This window comes from Flavobacterium tibetense (assembly GCF_003293845.1).
Classification (GTDB): Bacteria; Bacteroidota; Bacteroidia; order Flavobacteriales; family Flavobacteriaceae; genus Flavobacterium; species Flavobacterium tibetense.
Map to the genome: position 1 here is coordinate 1 of NZ_QLST01000019.1, position 23,814 is coordinate 23,814.

Below are 23,814 nucleotides of genomic sequence, written 5' to 3' on the forward strand. Positions count from 1 at the left end.
TTCCTTTATTGTAAACGGGCACAAATCCAAAGCCAAGTAACGTAAAGTTAGAGGGTTTTCTAATCCCACTCTTTTCCTCGTTGATGGTTAGTTTGAGCTTGTTCTTAAGGAACTTTTCAATCACTACGCTCGTAGCTTTCGCTTGATTATGGCTCTTGCAGTAGATACTAAAATCATCAGCGTAACGAACGAATTTATGTCCTCTTCGGGTCATTTCTTTATCCAATTGATGGAGTAAGATGTTAGACAATAGTGGGCTTAAAGGAGAACCTTGCGGAACGCCTTTTCTTCGTTTTCGTAGCTTTCCGTTGATTTTAATCGGTGCTCGAAGCCATTTGCGAATGAGTTGCATTGTGGTTTTGCATTTCACTTTTTGAAACAACAAATTCAGAAGTAAACAATGGTCAACTTCATCAAAGAAATTTTTCAAGTCAATATCCACAATGTGGTTCAGTCCTGAATGGATGTAGTCCCGTGCTTGTCCAACGGCTTGTCGGGCATTTTTGTTAGGTCTAAATCCAAAACTGCTGGGTTTGAATTCGGGTTCAAATAAAGGTGCGATGCTTTGTGAAACCGCTTGTTGCAACACTCGTTCGCTTGTTGTGGGAACTCCCAATAATCGGGTTTTTCCGTTGCCTTTGGGAATTTCTATTCCTAAAATGGGTTGAATTTGATAATTTCCTTGTTTTATTTCCATAATTAACTGGTCTTTCTTTTCTGGGAATACCTTGCGGAGTTCTTTGATAGAAACGCCATCAACACCTGCACTACCTTTATTGGCAATGACGTGTTCCAATGCTTTTTGAAAGTTGTATGGATGTACTACTTTTTCAATCATCTTAGTTTTGTTTTAACCTGTTTTCGTTAAGTAGGGCTATCTACCTAGGCAAGATTCCATTACTTATTGAAAACCTCTTTGCGTTCAGTCCTTCCTTGTTTGTGAGACCTGTGCGGTATCTATTCACACCTCGTTGCTTTCAAGTACTATGACCTCTGCTGACTTCTCTTTGTGATTAACTCGTAATCTAAGAGACCTCCCCTAGTAACCGCTTTTTCCTTCCGTCTATTCCTGGTACATCTACATGACAGTAATCTGATTTAGTAGCATGTTCAGAACACTGTTTTGGACTTCGTATTGCTGTGGATACTCATCCTTACTGCTATGCCTCTTATGTACTTTCTGTTCGTCAGTACAGACTTTTGCCGTTTGACTTCCTTCAGTGCATACCTCGCGGTAAACCACCTTGTCACGTACTAAACCTTCGAGACGTTACTCTCGCGGTTAAGGGACTCACACCCTCTGGAAAAATAACACCCCGAAAATTAGTTTTTGTAGTCAAAATTTGTATTTTTGAACTATTTGAAAAGCTTTCGGGGTGTGTCCTGCATATGCAGGGCACACACAGCACCTACCCAAAAGGCGGGGTTTTGTGTTCCAAAGACAGTTTTGTGGTTAATGAAAGTTTAGTTTTTCAAATCAAGTTTTGTGGTAAAAGTCCCGCCCTTCGGGTAGCTGCAAAACGTTAAATATTTCATTTAAAGCATAAATAAAACATGTGCTTCAATTCCAAACAAACAAAACTAGCTTTAGAAGTCGAAAACAGATTTAAAGCAACTATAGAAAAGAAAGAACTTTTCAAGCCTTCTATGGATATAAATGGTTTTGATTTTGGAATAAACCCAGTTATCATAGATGAAAACCCAAATATCATTAAACATTACAATTGGGGTTTAATTCCTTCCTGGTCAAAAGACGAAGACATCAAAAAACTAACACTAAACGCAAGAATAGAATCAATCGAGCAAAAACCATCATTCAAGAATTCTATTAATAAAAGATGTTTGGTTATCGCTAATGGTTTCTACGAATGGCAATGGCAAGACAGTAAAGGCAAAAATAAAATCAAGTACGAAATTGGAATTGGAAATGAGGATTTATTCGCTTTTGCAGGAATCTATTCCCAATGGGTTAATCAAACCACTGGAGAAATTAAAGACACTTATTCAATAGTTACCACACAAGCCAATCAACTAATGGCAGAAATCCACAACACCAAGAAAAGAATGCCAATCATTCTAAAACCAGAAGACGAATCCAAATGGTTACAACACGAACCAATCAATAATTTTGCCTATCCCTATGAAATAAATCTAATAGCAACTAAATTAGATAATACTCCACAAGGTCTTTTATTCTAGTACTCATATACAGATTATTATGAAGCGAAAGGTTCGGGCATTCTTGGTTTCCATTTTCCCGCTGTCCGTTAAACACGGTATCACTCCCATCGGGGCTAGAGAGTAATCAAATGGCTTTCTTGGTTTCTTTTTCTAATAGGAACGCTTCGCTGAGTTATTTGCGCCCACCCAGTCCATAGTTTATCCTGAGCTCTGCCGAAGGGCTCCCCACCGCACATGTGGTATTTTGTGTGTTTTTAGCACTTGTTTTACCCAAAGTAAGTCAATAAAAAAAGGCTCCCTGTTTTCAACTAAAGAGCATAAATCCGTTAACCGTCATCCTGAGCTTGTCGAAGGGCCCTCGCGCACAGTCCGCCTTTTTTTATCCACTTACACCCAATCCAAAAACAAACGCTAAAAACACACAAAAACCACTCCCAAGCTATATTTACATAATAAGTGTTATAATGCCTTCCAATCCCCAATGCAACACCAACGGCAGTTATAACAGTTATTATGTAAAATAGCCGCACACCCCAACATCCCAACGCTCCCAGCCGCACCCACCCGTAGGAACATAGGAACGCTACCGCTACCGTAATTTGCATTGTTTTTTGAAAATGCCATACATTTCCAGTTCACTAACCACTAAAAACTGAACACTGAACACTGAACACTAACAAGGCATTATCAAAAATCAAATTTCCCGCACAAGCGTATGGTTTTCTTTTTATAATTTTTTCATGAAGATGAATTGTCAAACCGAGCGAAGTCGAGGTCGTCCAGCCAAAACAAAACCATACCCTTCTTCAGCTACTGCCCTCGCACTAGGAAGTATCACATTGTTTTTTGAAGATGCCTCCCATTTCCAGTTCACTGTACACTAAAAACTGACCACTGAACACTATAAAGGCATCCTCAAAAATCAAACCACCACAAGAGTGTGTTTTTCTTTTTTCTCATCTTCATAAAGCCACATTGTCAAACCGAGCGCAGTCGAGGTCGTCCAGCAAAAAAGAAAACCACACCCTTGTTCACAAATCCTGATTGAATACCCCTAAAACCCCATTTCATAAGAAAATCAGAGTAAACATTTTTACAAAAAAAAGGATAAAAAAGAAGCCAAAGGTTTGTTCCGGGTATTCAAAAAAGCAAGTTCAAGCCTTCGGTTCCGGATAAAATCTCCATTCCGCCTTCAGCGAATAGTATTTTACCCAGAAAACTTGCTTTTTTGAAACCCTCCACAAGGCAAGACGGCTTTCTTTTTTTTCCTTTTTTCTTTTGCAAAAATGTGTGTGAAGAACCTTGTTTCCAGTTCACATTTCGCGCAACCAAAACAGGAAGACGAAAGGAATTAACCTTTTAAATCCTTGTATTATGGACACAATTTTTATCAAATCCCACCGTGCCGGCATGCACTATGCCAAACCGCATTTTTTCGTTTTAAACAAAGGATTAAACAGCGGCAGACCGCATCACGAAGCTTTTGTAAACAGCTTTGTATTAATCTTCCAAACCGAAGAACAAAAAGAAGACGTTTACTGGATAGCCATGAGCCTCTGGAAATCCAAATTCTGGCACCAATACCTTAGAGGTTCCGTTATTCCCTTCTTATCGCTTTACGAATTCAAAAAAGAGTTCAATCCAAGGGCAACGCGAATGATGCGAGAACACGAGTTGCATAAAAAAAACATTCAAGCACTAAAGCTGCTGCAAGAACAAGAAAACCACTACAACAAAAACATCCACCTAATCAACGAGCTCAAAAACGCTATTATGATGAGGTATAGAAATAAGTAAAAGTAAGCCTAGACTTGATTGTCTGGGCTTTTTTATTTAAAAAAAAATAAAATCGAAAGAGTTTACTTATATTTGAAAATAAAATTCGCTATTGGTTAGCAACGATTTGCGAATTATAAGAAACTTAATAAATTAACTATGAATATAGATAAAGAAGCATTTGAATATGCAATCCAAAAAATAGATGATGGTTTTATTTTTGAAAATTTTGCAGTTAGCTTTTTAAGTTCAACCCTCGGTTATGAATTTATTCCTGTTGGAGGAACTAAAGATAAAGGTGTTGATGGTTATCAACATACTTTTCACAGAAAGGGAAAAGAAAAAATTATATATCAACTTTCTACTCAACTTACTTACTCTGATAAAATTGAAGATACTATTTTAAAATTACAACAAAATAAAATTGAATTTGATGCGATTTATTATGTTACCAACAGAAAACTTAACAATACTGATGCTTTAATTGAAACATTATATGAAAAATATAAAATTCAAGTAAGAATTTTTGATATCAGGTGGTTTGTTTCAAATTCCAATAATAATGAAAGTAGTATTAGAGCATATCATTCATATGTTGAGACATATCTTCACGAGTTTTCAAAACCCGGAAAATCACAAGTTATTGCAAATCTAGACAGTGATTCTAGGTTGTATGTATTCTTAAGTCAGCAATTTGATGTCAAATCAGACGATTTCAAACTTGATGATTTGTTGGCAGATACGCTAATCATTTATGCTTTGGAAGGTACAGATCCAGATAAAGAACTTTTAATGAATAAAAATGAAATTAAAGAAGCCATAAAAAAATATATAAAATTTGATCCTCAATTACTCGATAGCAAAATAGATGAACGATTAGTTTCACTTTCAAGAAAGCCAAGAAAAATAAAATATCATACTCCTAAAGATGGTTATTGTTTACCATATGAGACAAGGATTGAAATTGAAGAAAGAAATATAAAAGATGAAATACTGCTAAATACCTTTTTTGAACAAACAAAAAAACAAATTCAAAAATTCTTCAGTGATTTGAGTGTTAATGTAAAGGACATTCAAAAACTAATAACAGATATATTTAACAAAATTTATGAAAAGCAAGGATTAGAATTTTCAAATTTTGTATTGAATGGTGATAATAAGTCAAATATCGAACAAGATTTATCTACAGTAATTGGTAATGTTGTAGATTCAAGTTCTGTGGTTTTACAGAATAAGGAAAAAGTTAAAACAGCAATTCATCTATCTATTAGAGAAATAATATACAATGGTACTGAAGAACAGCACAGGTTTCTAAAAAGTCTATCAAATACATATTTGATGATGTTTATGCTTAAATGGGAACCAAAAGTTTCAACCTATTTCGAAACATTAGCTTCTAAATTAAATGTTTTTGTAGATAATTCGATAATTGTACCAGCACTTTCTGAACATTATCTTGATGAAAGTAATAAAAGGCATTGGAATTTATTAAAAAAAGCAAGTGAATCAGGAATCAAAATGTACATAAATGAGTCGCTTTTGGATGAATTAGTATCACATTTTCAAAAAATCAATAATGTATATTATAAGGATTTTAAAGATAATGAAGAGTACTATTTATTTGATGATTATGAGTTACTTTTTATCGATGAAGTTTTAATAAGAGCATATTTCTATGCCAAAAAGAGAAATTTTGTAAAAACATTTGACGATTTTCTAAATAATTTTGTAGACCCAAATTTAAAATTCCTTAAAGATGAATTAATAATATACTTAAAAGATGTTTTTAATATTATTTATATTTCTAATGAATCATGGGACATAAAGATTGACCAAGAGGAAAAAGAAAAACTTACAATCAAACTAGAAGAAAAGAAAATTAGACCTAAAGCTGAAAGTGATGCTGAAATGATTTTGGCTATTTATCATTTGAGAAATAAAAATAATGAATCATCCGACTCTGGTATTTTTGGTTATAAAACTTGGTGGTTATCGAAAGATACAAGTACATTTTGGGCTGTTGAGGAAGTATTAGGAAATAAATATCCTATCAGTTGTTATATTAGACCTGATTTTATATATAACTATATAGCTCTTAAACCATCAACTTCAGAAGTAAAAGAAGCTTACAGTGAAATATTTCCAACAATGCTTGGTGTTAATTTGAGCTACCATATGCCTAAAGAAGTATCTGAAACAGTGAGACAAAAAATTAAAGAGTTTCATGACAAACCAACAGTAAGAATAAAACAAATACTAAAAAATCTAGGGGAAAAATTAAAATCTGACCCAAAACTTAGAAATAGACATTCAGTTGAATTATTTTTAGATAGTGAATTGAAAAAAATGCAATAAAAGGTAGCAATTAACATGGTTTTTCCTTTTTTCTTGCTTTAGAAATAATTTAAAGTTTGATTTATATCTTTATTTTAAAACAAAAATAGATATTCTATAAATATTAGTTTGAAACAGACATTTAGCTTATGAATGTTAAAACAAAAAAAACCTGAATTTTCATTCAGGTTTTCTCATGCTCAGTAAAGGTTACCAATCAAAACTGAGCTTATTTCTTTTTTGAGGTCAATTGCTTTAAAAGCAAGGTAACACCAAAACTCACTACTGCTCCAATAAAGGCTAAAACTATTGTTTTCAAGACATCCGCTGAGGTTAAATTAGGGATAACACTCAATACAAATCCTCCAAAAGTTCCCGCCTTCAAAGTTAAAGAATTTTCCATTCTACCCAACATCAGTTTCGGGCTTAACCTCATCTTTTTTGTTGCGTAAATTATCTTCTTGAGCCTGCACTGAGCTTGTCGAAGTGTCAACAGTAATTTGGCTTACTGCTGATAAAACACCGCCTGCAACGGCAGCATAACCCGCAACGGTTACAACAACAGCAGGTAGAGCTACTGGAGCAGCTACAATGCTTCCACTTACTGCTAATAAGGCTAATCCAATGGTGCGCAACACCTTAAAAAATTTCGGAGTGGGTGCCTTGGCACGTTCTACTATATTCATAATCTTTCTTTTTATAATCCTGTAAAGGATCTATTGTACAATCAATTCCACACTTTCTTTGTTATCCAAAGCTTTATAAACCAATCCTTTCAACTTCACAAAAGCTTTTCTAGATAGCAAACCCAATCCAGGTCCAGAAAGTTTCGTCACCGGAGCAATACAGCCACGCAATTCCTTTTGCGCATGATTGGCAGGATGTATCAAAATATACGTTCTGTTCGGTACATCCACCAATTCCAAATGCCATTTGTATTTCGCACTATATCGCTTTCTAATAAAATATTTCCCTTCAGGAATACAGGAAATCCCACGCTCATTTCGCTTCCAAGGCAATTCAATCGTATAACAAATCAATTTGCCCTCACATTCCAATTTTCCATTCGTTCCTTCAGGGAAATAAGTTCTAGTTAAAAATAATACCATTTTCTAACTATTTCTTTTGTCAGACTGAGCTTGTCGAAGTCTATCGATTAAACCCCTCCGTCAACCGCCACAATCGATAACGGGTTAAAAGAACCATTTTTCAACGGATACATTTGCCCATTCACTTGCTGGTAAAACTCCACACCCAGTGCCAATACCATTGGATGAGTAGAGTTCGCAGTAACCGCATTACTCAAGTTAATCACAGCCGTAGCCGTAGCATCCCAAGGTAAAATTGCAGTTTCAGAAGTAGTCACTTCATAATTCTCAGCTGTAAAGTCAATCGCAGCTCCACCAGAAATCACTTTAAAGTGAGTAGTTCCACTAGGAGCCGCAATCATATTCGCAGGAACAAACGAAGGAATAGCCACCGCCAAAGTTCCAGCTGCACGATCAATATTCGTAGTGAAAGGAGCAAACAATGAAGTGCCTAATTTCCCACGAATATTAAATTCAAAACCAAGCACCAATTCAATTTCCCCATCAATTACATTACGTAATCCTCTATCACTCACCGCATCCATCTGGATAACTTTAACCATACGTTGCGTCAAACGACTCACCATTCTACCATCAGCAGAATTCAACAATAATGGGCGTAAAGCCGTTCTCAAAAGCTTACCAGCCTTCCCTGCTCTACCAAATTCAGAACCGTTCTCACGCGTTCTTTGAAACGCAGGGTCACTAGCAATTCTACTAGCCTCAATTCCACCTTTCTCACGAGCTAAATGCCCATCCTGCGTCTTGTAAAAAGTAATATCCCCGATAGTACCTTTTAACTTAATTATGCCTTTCTGTCTAGCCATAACATCAAAATTTTAATTCAACATTCATTCACTTTCATAAATCATTCAAAATTCGGTTGCAACACTTTCTGAAATAATTACACCGCAAATTTCCCACACAAAATCCATGAAAAAACTCAAACCATTCCAAATGTCATAATATGTCCTTATTTGTCATTAAATGACATATTTAACAATCAAAACTCAATTCCAATCAACGTTAAATGAAAAGATTAATTAAGTACCTTTAACCTATGTCAAAGCCAACTCAAAAGCAAGGTTAAAGTATGAATCAAGTATCAAAAAGAGTTTGTATTTATCCAAAGGACATACAACGCATTACAGGTAAAAGCTATCGTCAAAGCATAAGAATATTTAATCAAATAAGAAAGTCGCTCAGAAAGCCTAAAAATAGCCTTGTAAGTATAGAAGAGTTTTGTGAGTATACTGGGTTAAAATATGAACATGTAATAGAAGTAATTATAGATTAATAAGACTCTCCTACTCTATCAAATTTTAAACAAGTTTATTAAAGAATATTAAAAATATTCACTATATTTGATTCATACGATTTGATATTATTTTGAATAGAAAAATAAGGTTATAAAATCGGTTACCCTAAAAAAGCAACCTCTTTAAAGCCTTGAAAAACATAGGATTTTTGAGAATAGTTATATTCTCTCCGACTCCACAAAAAACCCTGTAAAGCACTTGTTTTACAGGGTTTTTTATTTATAGTTGCCGTTTTTGTTGCCGTTTTATAATTTATTTAGAAGTGAGTTTTGTAATTATTAATTAACCTTTTACCTCTTTCTTTAATTTATTGTAAGAATAGTTTTGATAGTTATTCTACACAAAAAGACCATTTTTGTCTATAATAAGGGACATTCTAAAATTGTCTTTTATATAGCATAATAATTTCCTCAAAATCCTCTTTTATAAATTCCCAATATTTTCCTTTATAGCAAATTGGGTCAAAATCATCATCTGCTTGTTCAAAAAGAATAAAGTTTTGAATAATTAAATCTTTATCATGATTGAAAGGATATCTTTGTTCGTGTAATGCTATCATTTGGCTTATAGAATAGGAATCAAGTAAATGATGTAAATCCCAAAAATCCTTTTTTCTTCCGCCTCTTTGGATGACATCTACCTTCATAGCAATAATCTCTTCAATAGTAGCCATTCTTATTCCATCTTCTTCGATATAAGGCTGAATAAATGTATCGGTATAAAATATATCTAATTTTATTGTATTGTTTTCGTTATCCCCAATAAAATATGCCTTTCCCATTGCAGGCGGAACATCTAAAAAATCAACATATTCAAAGTTGTTTCTCAAAAAATCTTCAATCTCTTTAAAATTTAATGTACCATATTCTGCATCGCTAAATAAATCAATATCTATGGATTCTCTATGTCCAATTTGAAGACTTAATGCTGTACCACCAACTAATCTAAAATTTTGAAAAATAGGAGCATTCATTAAAGTAATGAGACTATTCTTTAGCAAATCATTTACGGTATTATAGTAGAGCATTATGCTTTTTGTTTATTTTTATGAATAGTATAAGGTTTTCTTGTTGAGTTTTGAAGAGCCACTCTAATCTTAGGTAAACCATAAAAAGCTTCTACCTCTTTTTTCTCAGTTTCATTCCCTCTTTCATAAACACGTTGAATAATCGCTTTGTATTGCTTATCCCAGTTAATTTTAGAAATATCTGTATCCCAAAAAAGTGATTTTCTTAGATTAGATAAGTTAGGAGTGCGAAGTACTTTCTTTTTTTCTTGAGCAATTTCGTAATAGGTTTGAAGAAATGCCAATGAACCTTCTTCTAAACCTAAAGCAGCTTCTATTTTTAAAGCTAATGCAGTATTAAGGCTTCTTCTTCCTTTTGTGATAGCGTTAATGGTTTGTGGATGTTCTCCTATAGAAAGGGCAAAAGGACGCTGAGAAATCTCTTTTTTAGCTAATAAACGCTCTAAAATGATTCCTGGATGAATACCTTTATATTTTTCTAATTGAAAACTCATAGTACAAATGTAAACAAATTTGTTTACATTTTACAAAAATGTTGCCAGATGTTTTATTTAGATATTATAAATTAACTTGAAACAACTCTTAAGTTAACCCCACCTTCTTTTTTAAGATGATTTGAAGTGACTCCTAATAAACTTAAAATAGGTTTCGTTACTGTTTCTTTAGAAAATCCAGGTTGAACAATTGCTATATTAAACATTAGCTCTTTTTTCCATTTAGCTTCAAAGAGTAGTTTTTCTAATAATTCAATATTACCTTTTCTAATTCTTGTTTGACCAATATTTTGTTTTTTATCTTCTCTTTTAATCAAATGATTAAAAAATTCTGCGTTTTCTTTATATTTCCAAACTAATGATTTTTGTGCTTGTCCACAAACTTCATATAAATTTTTAATTTCGGTTGTGACAATTCCTTTTGATGCATACTTTAAATGGAATAAATCAATAATTATTTCATTTTCTGTGTTTTTTATTGCGACAATATCGGCTATTTCTCCACTATTATCATCATTATATATTAAGTCATAATCTTCTTGAATTAATTTCTCAATACAAAAATATTGAATTGAATAATTATTAATAATCCCAAACCCTTCAGACTCCTTATTTAAATTTACTCCGTTCCAATCCCAAACTTCAATTGATTCTTTAGGAAACTCAAGAATATCTTCATTAAACTTAACATATTCATTACCTTGTAAAAATGAACCATCATGAAACCAAAACTTTGGAGGGAATTCATTAAAAAATTCAGTTATAGAATAATTTTTTGAACCCATTCTTACATTTGCTTCTAATGCAGAAGTCTTTAATATATCAAAGCTGAATAGTATATTGCCATTATCATTGTTTTCACTCAAATTCAATTGAAAAGTAACGCTATCAGTATCAGAATTCATTGAAAAACATAGTGGATTGTTATTATCAGGATTTAAAGTATTGAGTTCTATAGAAGACAAATCGTAATTAATTCCTTTGATATTGAAAATAACTTTATCCTCAATAGTTTTGTAAATCTCATGATGCCAATCTACAGAAATGGGATAAGCATTTGGTCTAATTGAAACTCTTTTAGGTTTTATAGTATTCTTAAATAAAATATCGTTGGGGTCAATTTCATTATTTGTCAATTTTACTGCAATTTCATCACACCAATCTAAAAATTGATTTATTGTTCCTCTTGAGTAAGACCAAATTCTACCTTTTCTTGAACAACCTATTGATGTCATATTTCCATTTTCAAAACCAACTCCAAAAACATTGTTATTGATGCCTGATTTTTCTTCTGCCAAAGAAAGTCCTTCTTGTACACCTTTTCCATAATATGATTGAAAAGTAATATCCTTGCCAAGTCCTTTTCTTAATCCTAAATTGAAAAGTTTTACTCTATCAATATTATAAAAAGTTTTGAAAACATCTTCATCTTTAATCAAAATTGAACTATCCCCAACAATTGCATTTGCTAACTCTTTATAATGACTTCCTTTATCCGAAGAATGAATGAATAATAAATTCTTTGACTGTTCCCAATAAACTATGTATATATCCCATTCAATATTATAGACATCTTTAAAACTACCCCAATCAACAGGTTTCTTATTTCCTAAAAAAACTATTAAAGTCTTTCTATCTCTATTTAAGTCATAAAATTTATAATCATAATTTTCATAACCTTTTATTCCAGCTTTAAAATTGATAGGACGCCAATTATCAGTTTGGTTCTTATATACAACAGAACTAAAAGCAGGACGGATTTCTTGAAATGGTATAATTGATTCATCCAAATGGTTAAAGCCTGATAAAAATTCCTGTAAGTCTATCTGTTCTTGAGTTGCTTGTAAACTTAGTGTTGGTAAAATTGAGTTCCAATTTGATTCTTTTGCATAAAGTAGACTTAATTCATCACTCAAACTTGGTTGATGAAGATTTGCAATAAAACTTGCTTTTCCTAAATTATTATCTTTATTTGTACGTGTAAATCTACCTGCAAATTGCAATGTAATCGGCAGGCTTTTTCTTACATCATGAAAAGCAGCAATTTTTAATTCTGGTAAATCAAATCCTTCTCCAAGCATATCAACACATACAATTATTTTGTGCTGTTTGTTTATTATATTTTGTTTAATGTTAGACTGACCTTTTAGATTTGAATATATTTTGATAGGAATTAAATCAGTATGTTTTGAGTAAATTTCAAATACTTCATCTGCACGAATTTTATCTTCACATCGAGCCATTAAAATATGGTCATATCCATTCGCAATATCCTCTCTTAACTTGTTTACAGCTACTTCTGCTATTTTTAAATCAGCAGTTTTCTGGTCATATTCTCTTATTGGGATGAAATCAATTTCTTTAAAGTAACCTTGTTCTTGTGCTTCTTTAAGTGTAAAATTATATATAATTTTTCCGTCAAGTAATTGTCCGTCATTTCGATATGGTGTTGCGGTAAACAGAACCACTTTATTTTTGTCAAATGATTTAATAAATCTATTCCAACTTTTTGCTTTTGAGTGATGAGCTTCATCAACAAAAAGATGTGAACATTTTTCAGAAATTAGATTAGCTTGTTGGATAGACATTGAAGTCATTAAATCCATAGTGGATACGACTACATTGCACTTGTCAAAAAAATGATTTAATTCGTCATCATCTCTGAAACCAGTATTGAGAATTCCTACTTTTGGATATTTAGTATTAAATGAAACAATTGAATTTCCTTCTTTATCAAGTTTTTTTAACCATCCTAAATCATAAAATTTTCCAGCTAACTGCCCCCTTAAAGCATCAGAAGGAACTGTAACTAAAAGTTTATTGCATTTACCTGCAATTAAAACGGATAACATTGTTTCGGTTTTACCAGTTCCTGTAGGTAAAACTACTGTTGCAATTTCATTTGCATTTGTTAAATGACCTAAAATTGAATGTATTGCACCTATTTGCGGTTTTCTTAGTCCAATTAATTCGTTCTCTACATCTTCTTCTTTGAAGTTAAAAGCATTCTTCCAAGAATTAACAATATCAATAGTTAGATTCTCAATATTATTTGGATGTTTTAACCATTTTATGAATGTAATATTTCCGTTTTCCACATCATTTTTAAGAAAACTCTTTGATAACAAAACAAAATTTTGATTGTCAGGAATATCATTTTTAGTAGATGTGATATAAAATTCAGTTCCGTCTGAATCCTTTAAAATTACCTTACCTCGTTGGAAAGATACAATTTCAAAATCTTTTTCGATTTCATCACATACTAAATGTTTTATAACATTCTTTTTTGCAGAATTTCCAATTTTTTCTTCTCTGACTAAACGAGGTAATTTTAATTTCATTTAGAATTATTATTTATATTAAACTTGACTTCTTATTTAGGATTCAATTTTTTCTGATTTATGTTATATAATTTTAATTATCCCCAATCTTGAAATTCAAATAAACTATCTGATTCCCTATCTTCTTCCTTTCTATATCCATTATCTAAATCAAAAATATCTTCTAATTTAAAATGACTTATTAATAGCTCATTAAATAAATTATGGATCATTCTATAATCGGTAAAAAACTTATTTTTATTATCTTCCCATTGCTTTCCAAATTTAGAATACCAATTGTAAAAAAGTAAAGTTTGTTCAGTGTTAGATAATTGACTTCTTAATATTCTTAGATAATTACGTTTTTTCTCATAAGAAATAAAATTTTCATCTTGATTAGCAATAAATTTTACAGTCTGGAAAAGGTGACGATAATAATGAGCTAATTGATGAGCATGTCCTTTGAATAATGGAAACTCTAGCATTTTAATTATATCTTTATTAAAATTTAATCCATCTCTCATTTTTTTATTAAAATTATCAAAATCGAAATTATCAAAATATGATTCTAACTCTAATATCTCGTCAAAAAATGTATGCTTTCCTCTATATGTTTCGCTTATACCATTAAAAAAAATTGCGTATGATTCATTTAAAAGATTTTTAGGAGTTTTATCGACAAAGTTTTTTATTGCAATCATATAAATAACAGACAGCTCTATTTTCATATATTCAAATACAATCTTTCCTTGAACTGAACTTTCGATTATTTCTTCACTTTTGGGATAAACTATTTTCTTTTTAATTGTTAAATAAAGACTATTCACATTGTCTTTGTGAAATCTTAGCATTTCATAAAACTGACTTTCAAATTGTTGAATTTTAAATTGATTTTTAATATCATCATTTGCAATTTTCTGTATATAAAAAGCGATAAATGTAAATACTGCTCCAGCAAGAGCGATAAATGGATTCATGATTCCACCTAGTGTATCACCAGTCCAACCTGTCTTTTCATCAAAGACTAAAGTATCTCCAATTTGCTTTTTAGTGAAGTAATATGGAGAAAAAAAAGAAATAATTATTAATGTTATACCTATTAATATTAAGGGTGTAATTATATAATTTTTATTTACTTGTTTAAAATATTTATCAATATAATTTTTAAAACTTAATAATGATAAAAGAAGAAAAACAAAAACTATTAAAACACAAGTTAAAAGTAAGTTATAGGTTTCCATAAATATTTATTATTTTAAATTGAATTTATTCTCTCCATAAACCACTCTTCATCAATCCCATTCTTTCCAAGTTCCATTTTTAATAAGTTGTATTCCTTTTCTGTATTTTTCGATTGTTGCTTGACCATCTGAATAACTTCCAAAAAATCCCCGTAATTCAAGTATGCTTTTAATTCTTTCGGACAATTCGTCTCCGCTTTGTAAATCTCTTTTGTCAACTCTTTCAGCAATCTCATTGTATTGCCTTTCAAATTCGCTTCGTATTCCAGAATCAATTTCGGCTTTGAATTCTCTAAATCTTGAGATTTTTGATTCCAGGTCTGATTTAGCTGAGATAAAGTTTTGATATTCTTTGCCTTCAAGTTCGTCAAATTCTCTTTTAAGAGATTCTCTTCTTGATTCAAAATTGTCCTTAAATCTTGATTCTGACTCAATATCTCTGAGTATTTTTCCCTGTTGTTCGTCAATTGTTTCTTGCTCTGATTCAATAAATCTTTCTTCGTATTCAAACTCTCTTCTAATGTCGTCTTCAGTTTTTCCAATTCTGAATCTAAGCTCAATTTCCCTATTAGTATTTTCTTGTTCCTCTCTAATTTCTCTTCTTCGCTTAAAATATCGTCTTTCCAATCCAGAATATTCTTGTTCCCAGCCAGTCTGTTCTTTTGCATGCTGTTCTTTTGCCAAATCAAGTTTTTCTCTTCGCTCTCTAAGTTCTGAACTAATTTCACTTTCAAGTTTTGCTTCCTGTTCATCAAATCTTGATTGATGCTCTCTTGTAGCTTTCTCAATTCGCTGTATTTCCTGTTCAAAGAGTCGTTCAGTTCTTTTGTATGATTGCGATTCCAAACATCTAGTAATTGACCGTATAAGGTTTCCAACTTGCGCTGCTCTACACTTGTAAGATTCATCAAAAAGTTTTCTTTGGTCGTCATCAATTGATGGAACTCCTTCTGTATTTCCTTCGGAAATTGGTACATATTCGGTGTTGGATTCGATTTCATTATATGTCCATTTAACTTTTGATACTTTACTAATTTCTTTTTCTAATTCTGCTTCAGGTAATTTTGGAATAACAATTTGAACTGTATTAATTCCCAATCGTTGAAGTTTATTGAGTTTATCAATATCAGGTTTATGTGTTACAACAAATTCAATGAATAAAATAGGCTTTCCGTCTTTATCAAAAAAAACGGCATCAGGTCTTACCCATAAATAGCGCTCATCTACCTTGACATCTTTCTCCCAATGAATTTTGCCATCTTCATCTTCAAAAAAAGTAACTTCTTTGTCAACTTTGTGAGCAAATATGGTTTCTTTTTCTTTTAGAAGATTTGGGAATCCTTCAACTCCTTTTGGTGGATATTTATAAACAGCTGGAACTGTTATTTGTTTTGTTCTCATGAAATAGAAAAAAGCGAGTTTTTCTCGATATTCTCTACTTGCATGTACGCACTCTTTTTTAGAATTATCCACATCTTTAACATGATGTCTGAAATAGGATTTATATTCCTTTTTCTTTCTTTTTACAGCCTGCATATCTTTATCACAACCCATACAATAATAACCCTTTGCACCGCTTTCGGCTTGGGTTATATGAATTGGCTTTCCTTCAATGTTATTTGCCCAATCGTTGTCCTGTTCTAAATAATTATTATTCATTGAGATAATTCAAAACCTTTTCAAATTAATACAATTTTATTCATCATGCTTTTTTAAAGATCTAATATCTAATTTACTTGCTAAAGTTTTAATATTATCGTTCTCTTCTTTTTTATCTCTTATTGCTTGCTTGAAGTCCGCAGTTGTTGAACTATCAGATATGTTTAATAATTCTTTGATTTTTTCAGAATTATCAATCAATAATTTTAAAATCGTAATGTCATTTAAAAATTGAACTTTAAAAAACGTTCTAAAAGCTTCTTTAGGCTTATCATGTATAATTGAATACTCAATGAAAGGATTAAATAATAGTTTAAAGATTTCAGTTGATGTGTATGATGGATTATCATATAAAACATCCCTAATATCTTTAAGAGTATTCACTATGCTAAGACCTGATTCTTTAAAACTATTCAGAATAAATTCCCACTCGATTCTGTCCTGAAAAACATTATTAGTTATATTATTGGATAATACAGATTTAAATGCTTCTAAAGAATTACTACTCCAATTTTTATAATTTATTACTTTAAGTATAGCATAATTTCTATTTTCAAAATCACCAAATAATTTTATCCAATTTTCAGTAGAAAGTTCTTCAAAATATTTATTAGACAAATCAAATAAATATTTTTTTAGATCATTATCATATGAAGCAATTTGTTCAAATAAGAAAACTGGAAATTCTATAACATCTTCTGGTTTTAATTTTTCAAGATTAAACGTATCAAGTTTTAAAATTAAGTTGTCTGGTTCAACTTCTAAGTTGTTGCAGATACCTTCAAAATGTATCAATAAACTTTTTAATGTATATCTATTATCATTTTCAGATAAATTATTTATTAAATGACTAGCTACATTTTTATAAAGTAATGAGTTTGAAAAATGTTCACTATTAATTAAGAAATCATCAAAATCTACATAAAATTCAATGCGTTCTGCTATCTTCTTTGCAAAAGTCTCATCATTATTTTCTAAAACATTTTGAAAGTACCTAACATATGAATGATTATATTCATTAGATCTTGCTAGACGCAAACAAACTATATCGTAATGGAAATCATTACTACTATTAGTTTGAGAAAATAAAGAATAAATTTCATCATCACCAAAAACTAAATCAAGTGGTTTATCCGAAATACATTTTAAAGCATTTACTAAAACATCAATTGAGTTTAAATCATTTTTATTTTGTTCAATTTTTTTTCTCACTTCTTTTTCAAAATTATTTAAACCAAAATCTTTATTTATTATTTTAAAATACTCGGCACTTCTCAAATCTTCAGCTTCTAAACTAACCAAATGTTCGTTTAATTTACTCTCATCAGTTGATAATTTATAATCCAAATATTTATCATTTTTTTGCTTAACAAAATTGATAAAAGATATTGCATCAATTTTTTTAACAGGCTTTTCATTAAGTATATCAAAAACATTAATTTCTATATTTTGATTTACTATGTAATCCTGTAATTCGTCAATCATTTTTGAAAACTTATCTGATGCGAAAGTATCATGCTTCAAAAGTTTATCGAGGATTTTTGAAATAAAGACTTCTGCTTTCTCTTTTTCAATATTTTTAATTAATGTCTTCTGATATTCAACAATATCAAACCCATCATGAAATGAGTTAACCATTTTGAGATAGATATCATTCCATATGCTTTTTAAATGAATTTTCGAGATTTTAGCATCTTCTTCAATTTTATCTAAAACTAAAATTAAATTATTATTATTATTATTACTTAATTCATGTATAACAGAATCTATAATTTTATCAAAAATCGTTGTCTTTGAAATCTCTTTAAAAATATCGCTTTTATAATTAATGATACAATCCTTTAATTGTTTTGTGTATACAACTTCAAGAGCATTATCTGGCTTAATTTGATAAGCAAGTGCAGTGATGTGTTTTTGAAAATCTTCATCTTCCATATACAAGTAGTCTAGCCCTTTTAAAAACTTAGCAATACTTATTGCTTTTAAAGGTGATTCTAAAATTTCATCTTTATTTAAAACAAAAATTGCTATGTATCTATCTGGAATAGAATCGTCAAGTAATTTTATTGACACTATTTCATTTATACAGGCTATTATCTCACGGGGAGTTATTTTTTCTCTAAATGTTTCATAAACTTGAAGAACTTTTAAATATTCTTCTTCGTCTATTTTACCAAATGCATCAAGCCATTTTGTTTTAAAAAAGTCTTTCCAATCGGATAAAATAGGTTGTGAAACCCTATAAACAAGGTCAAATGTTTTATTTATATAGTCGTTTGCATAATCTGTGTCTGATTGTTCAGATTCTAATTCTTTAAAAGCATTTTTGATGTGTAGTCTGTCAAAAGGTATAATTACTTTAATATTTTTATATTTTTCTTCTGCAAAAAAGATATGTATTGATGACCAAATACTTAAAATATGTTTCCTTGGTAGTCTATCAAAATTATCAAATACTAATATTACTTTTTTATCTTTTAAATCAGTATCAATTTCTTTTAACCAATTTCTAAAGTCTCTTACTGTTGGTTCATTTTCAGAAATTGTTTCGATTTTTGTTTCATCAACTTGTTTATTGTTATATACTTGAAAAGTCTCCTGCAATGCAATTTTAAAAGAATTCCATTTGCCATCATTGCACAATTGAAAAACCAATTTAACTATATATATAGCTAAAATCAAAAAGATGGGAAACAAAATAATGATTAGTTTACCTAAAGTACTTTCAATGCCAAAAATTGTAGTTTGATTCTCAGAAGTTTTAGCAAAAGTATTAACTGTCGGAATGTATATAATTGAAAATAAAGAAAATATAAATCCTACACTTAAATATGGTCTATTTATTGTTGTAATTTCTTTTTCTCTTGCTAAGAGTTTTTTTAGTTTGCCATTCCACTTACTTTTATTAGCAACTAAATTTCTTTTCTCACAAGAAATAAATTCTGTTAGCTCAACTAATATTGCCTTACGTTGATCGTCTTCTTGATGACCCCAAACATCATACATGAAGAAATTATAATTGGTAAGTTTTGTTTTAATAATTTCAACCAAATTACTTTTACCAGTTCCCCAAGCACCATCAATACCTACAACTTGAAAATTATTATTTGTTATTACTTCACTAATAACTTCAGCAATTTTATCTTGAGATTTGCCTTCAAATAGGTCAGCTCCAATTGGAGTGTTTGGTAAAAATTTTGGATACTCTATTTCTTTCATAATTTCTTCTTTTATTCTAAATCATCGTCGTATTTTTAAACAACAAAAGCTTCAAATCCTTTAACATCATTATTGGTAGCAAATCGATTAGAACGTTAAAGTTTTAAAGATTAAACCAATTGGAATAATAAATTTTTCCATGGGTATCATAAACCCTTGCTTTTATTTTACTAACTCCTGCTTTTTTTAAATTCTCTTTTATTTCGCTGTAAGGTAAATCATATTCAAATTTTTTACCTGGTTCTAAACATATTGGATATTTCTTAATCACATCTGTTCTAACTAGGTTAAGGTGTTTTTGACCTTCAAAATTTTTATTACTTTCAAAAAGTGGTTGCTCAATAAAGCGCTTATTTTTTCCAATATTTACAACAGAAACGATTAGAAAATATTCTGTATTACCAATACTATTATTGCCGTAAACAGGTGTCCTGAAAATACTTTTGACAGATACATTTAATTTACCAATTCTATCAGAGTAAAATTCATACAAACGCCAAGCAAAAACTACAGTTGAAATTAATGCTGCGTAGATTGAAATTAAAAGCTTATAGTCCATATGATTATTTTAAAATTTCAATTTTATCAATCCCTTTCATAATCCTATCCGTCTCACTTAACGCTACAATTATTTTTTGATAATGTAGAATTTCCTCGAAACTTAATTCACGGTCTTTACGGTCTTTAAGCCATTTTTGAGCAGGTTGATAACCACCGATGTAGAAATTCCAAGCAACTTCAGGAACATTAGCGAAGTATTGTGTTTCATTAATAAAAACGTTACCTGTAATGAGCGCAGGATTCATAATCCTGTGGTCATCATTAATGACAAATTTTGGCCTTGTGACAACATTATCGCCATCTTTGGGATATTGTGTGATGTACTTTTCTACAACTTCACTTTCTAATAAATGAATTTGTCTTAATTCGCTACCTAATGCCACTAATTGCCAAAAAGTCTTTGCATCTTTTGGATAGGGTACTCGAGGAAAATCAATTTTTATAAACTCTTTGTATTTTTCTCTATAACTTGGACAATGTAGTACAGCATAGATGTAATCTAAAATTGAAAGCGGACTAATTTCTAATTGTGGGTCGTAGCCTTCAGGAGGTTGTGCATAATCTCTTTCTTCTAAATCTGGAATGTATTTAGCTCCAATACCTTTAGCTATTTTCTCAGCAATTTCTATGTTTAGATTAGGCGTGCGAACTTCTGAATCAATTAAACTTTTTTGGTTTGATGATTTGTGATTAATATACAAAGGTGCTACATAATCACCTCCTTGCATTCCAGGTCTTGACCAACTTCTAAAATCAATAATATTAGTTGTAATCATGACAGGAACAGAGTTCTCTTCTGAATTGCCTAATTTAAAAACAATACCGTAATTATTATTACTTGTAAAATTTTGCATTATTTCATTTCTCGGATAACAATGAAATCCTTTTGTTTTCCCTGTATAAAATGTATATCTAATATCAAAAGGACGATAAGATACTTTTGTTATTTTTCCTTTATTAGGATAGTTTTCTTGCAAATCTTTTTTTGCAAAATTTACTTGCCAATCTCTTACATCTTTTCCTAATTCATATTTAATTCTGGCAGCTTCATCTTCTAAACTCAGAAAATCTTCAATTGTAGCGATTAGATCTTGTTCTGATTTATGAATTGTAAAATTATCTCTCGCTGTTACAATTCCAACATTATTTAAAGTAAAAAATTCATTTAACTTAAAACCTTTGTCATAAACTTCCTGAACATCAAAATCTTTATTTACTAGAAAATAATTTGGAGCAACATTTGGTAATTTTTTATATTCAATAGTTTTAATTGAATTATTCGATAGAAAATCATATTTAAATTCTCTTTTTCCAAATAAATCAAAATGAAAAACTTCTGCCAAATCATTTTCTTTTTTTATCCCTGTTTTCACAAATACATTTATAGAAACACCTTGCATAATATCAAATACATTTTGGTCAATAGAACCATCGGGTGCAGTTTCTTTTTTCTTACTGTTGCCATGTAAATCTATAGTATAAATTTTATCATACGTTTTCAATAAATTCCAACGCATTCCTCTAAATGTTGGATTATCTAAAAAGCCATGAGGATTTATGAATGCTAAAATTCCACTTCCGTTTTTATTTATAAAATGTTGCCCAAAACGCATAAACTTCACATAGTCATCATTTATCCATTTTGGATTTCGTTCTTTTAATTTTTCTTTGCCTCCTGGTTCTTTTTTATAATCTTCCATGAGGTTCATAATCCATTCTCCTTTATTAGCACTTTCACCGCTATAAGGAGGATTTCCCATAACCACCATTACAGGGGCTTCACGCTTTATGGCATTGGCTTGGTCGGCTTCATCGCTTAACCAACTGCTAAATAGTGTTTGCGTATCAGGGTGGGCTTCTTCTAGGCTGTTGGTTAAGAATATTTTAAAACGTTGGTCGTCCGATGGTTTATAACCTGTTTCGGTTAATAGCATGTCCATTTTCAAATGTGCCATTGCATAACTTGCCATCAACAACTCAAAACCATTTAATCGAGGGATTAAATCATTGGTAACATACTTACTCCAAATACCTTGTTGTCCTTCAAACTTTTTGTAAATGTGTTTTACTACTTCGGCTAAAAACGTTCCTGTTCCAGTAGCAGGGTCTAAGATTTGTACTTTGTGTACTTCTTGTTCGGTTAGTTTTTCTCCAATAACTTTTGATTTAGTTTTAGAACGTTCATCAAACTTTGGAATCGTCTTTTTTACTTTTATTTTACTTGTATCGGCTAAACCTTCTTTTAACCCGAACTCAGTTTTTAAAATATCATCTACAGCACGAACTATAAAGTTTACTACAGGCTGTGGAGTGTACCAAACGCCTCGTGCTTTTCTTAATGCTGGGTTATATTCGCCCAAAAACGTTTCATAAAAGTGTACAACAGGGTCTTCTTGTTTGGTGCTTTTACCAAAATTCTTCATAATCATAGCCACATCAGAAGCCAAGAATATATTTACCAATTCGTCTACAATCCAAACCAAACGATTATCTAAATCGTAGCCAGCAATGTCATGAAACAATTTGCGTAAAAATGGATTACTTTTTGGAATCAATGAAGCTGCCTCTTCTCTTGAAAAGGTAGCTAAAGTAGGGTCGTGATAACGGGCTGCAAACATACCATAAGCAATGGTTTGAGCATAAATATCAGAAAATGATTTGTTATCAATATCATGAATAAGCATTTGCTGAAAAGCTAACATTTGAGATTTAATTTGGGAACGCTTGCCTTCTAGGTCATCATTATTTAATGATTTCTCAATTACATCAGCCATTAAACGAGCTTTTCCTGCCATCATTTGCGCCAATTTTGTAGGCGACTTAATGGTTTGACTTACTGAAATCGCAAAATTTTGAATTAGATTAGTGAATTGCTCAAAGTTTTCAGGTTTAGCAATAATACTACCGTTTTCAAGAGAAGCGATGGCAATTTTTGTAATGCATTCACCATCTTTATAAAAATGGAAATCCATATAATCGGTAAAAATCAAATTAGATAACCCCGATTTATATCTATCAAATTGTTCTTTTAAAGTTTTGCTTCCTAAGTCTACACCAATGTCTTTTGCTTCAATATAACCTACAGGAATATCTTTACGAGTTAGCACATAATCAGGTGCTCCACATTCCACACGAGCGGGTTCGTTGGTAACTAGAATATCTGGCAGTAAACGCATTAAAAGATTTTGTAAATCACCACGATAGGAATGCTCTCTAGCGTTTCCTGTTTTGTAAAGCGTATTAATTTTGTCGATGTACTGAGTAAGTGTCATTAGGCTAGTAATTAAATTATGACTTTTTCAAACATAAGAAAAAAAAAGCACCTATACAACCCGTAAAATTACCCTATTTTCAAACTGCGTATTTTTACGGTATGCTTTCGAGAGGCAAAGTAAATAAAGGGATTGAGATAAAAATGAGAAAAACCGTAAAAGGTTATAAAAAAAATTAGTCAGCAGATTTAACAAATTTTCAAATAAATTAAGTCAAAAAGAGAAATTATTGAAATTTTAATTTTAATCGAAACTTTACCACATATTTAAAAAATATATTTCTTAATTTTACATCAGAAAATATATTTAATCGCGTAAGCTTT

General features: G+C 30.8%; 17 protein-coding genes. 4 read left to right on the forward strand and 13 right to left on the reverse strand.

All coding sequences use genetic code 11. The features are described 5' to 3' along the window. Window positions 1-838, reverse strand: an 838-nt coding sequence (ltrA, locus tag DPN68_RS11990) for a group II intron reverse transcriptase/maturase (RefSeq protein ID WP_113988696.1), incomplete at its 3' end; no start/stop codon positions are given. Between the two features lie 716 nt (window positions 839-1,554). Here ltrA and DPN68_RS12000 point away from each other — a divergent pair. The 3 genes from DPN68_RS12000 (at window position 1,555) to DPN68_RS12020 (ending at window position 6,312) form a co-directional block, all read left to right on the forward strand. Continuing rightward, complete coding sequence (locus tag DPN68_RS12000) at window positions 1,555-2,199, forward strand: SOS response-associated peptidase (RefSeq protein WP_113989887.1); 645 nt, start codon at window positions 1,555-1,557, stop codon at window positions 2,197-2,199. 1,356 nt (window positions 2,200-3,555) lie between these two features. Next, window positions 3,556-3,978 carry a DUF6943 family protein gene (locus DPN68_RS12015; RefSeq protein WP_113989890.1) on the forward strand — a complete coding sequence of 141 codons (423 nt, stop codon included), beginning with the start codon at window positions 3,556-3,558 and terminating at the stop codon, window positions 3,976-3,978. Between the two features lie 138 nt (window positions 3,979-4,116). Then, window positions 4,117-6,312 (forward strand): hypothetical protein, encoded by a 2,196-nt coding sequence (locus DPN68_RS12020; protein WP_113989891.1) that lies wholly within the window; start codon window positions 4,117-4,119, stop codon window positions 6,310-6,312. A 208-nt stretch (window positions 6,313-6,520) separates the two neighbouring features. Here DPN68_RS12020 and DPN68_RS13265 read toward each other — a convergent pair whose 3' ends face one another. From DPN68_RS13265 to DPN68_RS12040, 4 genes are all read right to left on the reverse strand, one after another. Then, entirely contained in the window at window positions 6,521-6,694 is a 174-nt protein-coding gene (locus tag DPN68_RS13265) for a hypothetical protein (protein ID WP_164496748.1), read from the reverse strand. A 1-nt stretch (window position 6,695) separates the two neighbouring features. Continuing rightward, window positions 6,696-6,929, reverse strand: coding sequence for a hypothetical protein (locus DPN68_RS12030; protein ID WP_394336429.1), 234 nt, complete (start codon window positions 6,927-6,929; stop codon window positions 6,696-6,698). A gap of 78 nt (window positions 6,930-7,007) precedes the next feature. Continuing rightward, entirely contained in the window at window positions 7,008-7,400 is a 393-nt protein-coding gene (locus DPN68_RS12035) for a DUF5675 family protein (RefSeq protein WP_113989894.1), read from the reverse strand. A gap of 47 nt (window positions 7,401-7,447) precedes the next feature. Next, window positions 7,448-8,206, reverse strand: a complete 759-nt coding sequence (locus DPN68_RS12040) for a hypothetical protein (RefSeq protein WP_113989895.1) — start codon at window positions 8,204-8,206, stop codon at window positions 7,448-7,450. Window positions 8,207-8,472: 266 nt separating this feature from the next. On the opposite strand from DPN68_RS12040, the gene DPN68_RS12045 reads away from it, so the two are divergent. Next, window positions 8,473-8,676: a hypothetical protein gene (locus DPN68_RS12045; RefSeq protein ID WP_113989896.1), complete on the forward strand. Its 204-nt coding sequence runs from the start codon at window positions 8,473-8,475 to the stop codon at window positions 8,674-8,676. Between the two features lie 398 nt (window positions 8,677-9,074). Here DPN68_RS12045 and DPN68_RS12050 read toward each other — a convergent pair whose 3' ends face one another. The 8 genes from DPN68_RS12050 to DPN68_RS12085 form a co-directional block, all read right to left on the reverse strand. Continuing rightward, complete coding sequence (locus DPN68_RS12050) at window positions 9,075-9,725, reverse strand: nucleotidyl transferase AbiEii/AbiGii toxin family protein (RefSeq protein ID WP_113989897.1); 651 nt, start codon at window positions 9,723-9,725, stop codon at window positions 9,075-9,077. Further along, window positions 9,725-10,219 carry a helix-turn-helix transcriptional regulator gene (locus DPN68_RS12055; RefSeq protein WP_113989898.1) on the reverse strand — a complete coding sequence of 165 codons (495 nt, stop codon included), beginning with the start codon at window positions 10,217-10,219 and terminating at the stop codon, window positions 9,725-9,727. Before DPN68_RS12055 ends, DPN68_RS12050 begins: the two co-directional genes overlap by 1 nt. A 71-nt stretch (window positions 10,220-10,290) precedes the next feature. Further along, window positions 10,291-13,560 (reverse strand): DEAD/DEAH box helicase, encoded by a 3,270-nt coding sequence (locus tag DPN68_RS12060; protein WP_113989899.1) that lies wholly within the window; start codon window positions 13,558-13,560, stop codon window positions 10,291-10,293. A 77-nt stretch (window positions 13,561-13,637) separates the two neighbouring features. Further along, window positions 13,638-14,780: a putative phage abortive infection protein gene (locus DPN68_RS12065; protein WP_113989900.1), complete on the reverse strand. Its 1,143-nt coding sequence runs from the start codon at window positions 14,778-14,780 to the stop codon at window positions 13,638-13,640. 51 nt (window positions 14,781-14,831) lie between these two features. Further along, entirely contained in the window at window positions 14,832-16,439 is a 1,608-nt protein-coding gene (locus tag DPN68_RS12070; RefSeq protein ID WP_113989901.1) for a coiled-coil domain-containing protein, read from the reverse strand. A 36-nt stretch (window positions 16,440-16,475) separates the two neighbouring features. Further along, window positions 16,476-19,658 carry a P-loop NTPase fold protein gene (locus DPN68_RS12075; RefSeq protein WP_113989902.1) on the reverse strand — a complete coding sequence of 1,061 codons (3,183 nt, stop codon included), beginning with the start codon at window positions 19,656-19,658 and terminating at the stop codon, window positions 16,476-16,478. A 103-nt stretch (window positions 19,659-19,761) separates the two neighbouring features. Further along, entirely contained in the window at window positions 19,762-20,217 is a 456-nt protein-coding gene (locus DPN68_RS12080) for a hypothetical protein (RefSeq protein WP_113989903.1), read from the reverse strand. Window positions 20,218-20,221: 4 nt separating this feature from the next. Further along, the gene (locus DPN68_RS12085; RefSeq protein ID WP_113989904.1) at window positions 20,222-23,491 is read right to left on the reverse strand and encodes a type ISP restriction/modification enzyme; all 3,270 of its coding nucleotides are present in this window, start codon (window positions 23,489-23,491) and stop codon (window positions 20,222-20,224) included. Window positions 23,492-23,814 lie beyond the last annotated feature (323 nt).

Coding starts and splice junctions, on each gene's coding strand:
- DPN68_RS12000 (WP_113989887.1), top strand. CDS start 1,555: ATGTGCTTCAATTCCAAACAAACAAAACTAGCTTTAGAAGTCGAAAAC.
- DPN68_RS12015 (WP_113989890.1), top strand. CDS start 3,556: ATGGACACAATTTTTATCAAATCCCACCGTGCCGGCATGCACTATGCC.
- DPN68_RS12020 (WP_113989891.1), top strand. CDS start 4,117: ATGAATATAGATAAAGAAGCATTTGAATATGCAATCCAAAAAATAGAT.
- DPN68_RS13265 (WP_164496748.1), bottom strand. CDS start 6,694: ATGGAAAATTCTTTAACTTTGAAGGCGGGAACTTTTGGAGGATTTGTA.
- DPN68_RS12035 (WP_113989894.1), bottom strand. CDS start 7,400: ATGGTATTATTTTTAACTAGAACTTATTTCCCTGAAGGAACGAATGGA.
- DPN68_RS12040 (WP_113989895.1), bottom strand. CDS start 8,206: ATGGCTAGACAGAAAGGCATAATTAAGTTAAAAGGTACTATCGGGGAT.
- DPN68_RS12045 (WP_113989896.1), top strand. CDS start 8,473: ATGAATCAAGTATCAAAAAGAGTTTGTATTTATCCAAAGGACATACAA.
- DPN68_RS12050 (WP_113989897.1), bottom strand. CDS start 9,725: ATGCTCTACTATAATACCGTAAATGATTTGCTAAAGAATAGTCTCATT.
- DPN68_RS12055 (WP_113989898.1), bottom strand. CDS start 10,219: ATGAGTTTTCAATTAGAAAAATATAAAGGTATTCATCCAGGAATCATT.
- DPN68_RS12060 (WP_113989899.1), bottom strand. CDS start 13,560: ATGAAATTAAAATTACCTCGTTTAGTCAGAGAAGAAAAAATTGGAAAT.
- DPN68_RS12065 (WP_113989900.1), bottom strand. CDS start 14,780: ATGGAAACCTATAACTTACTTTTAACTTGTGTTTTAATAGTTTTTGTT.
- DPN68_RS12070 (WP_113989901.1), bottom strand. CDS start 16,439: ATGAATAATAATTATTTAGAACAGGACAACGATTGGGCAAATAACATT.
- DPN68_RS12075 (WP_113989902.1), bottom strand. CDS start 19,658: ATGAAAGAAATAGAGTATCCAAAATTTTTACCAAACACTCCAATTGGA.
- DPN68_RS12080 (WP_113989903.1), bottom strand. CDS start 20,217: ATGGACTATAAGCTTTTAATTTCAATCTACGCAGCATTAATTTCAACT.
- DPN68_RS12085 (WP_113989904.1), bottom strand. CDS start 23,491: ATGACACTTACTCAGTACATCGACAAAATTAATACGCTTTACAAAACA.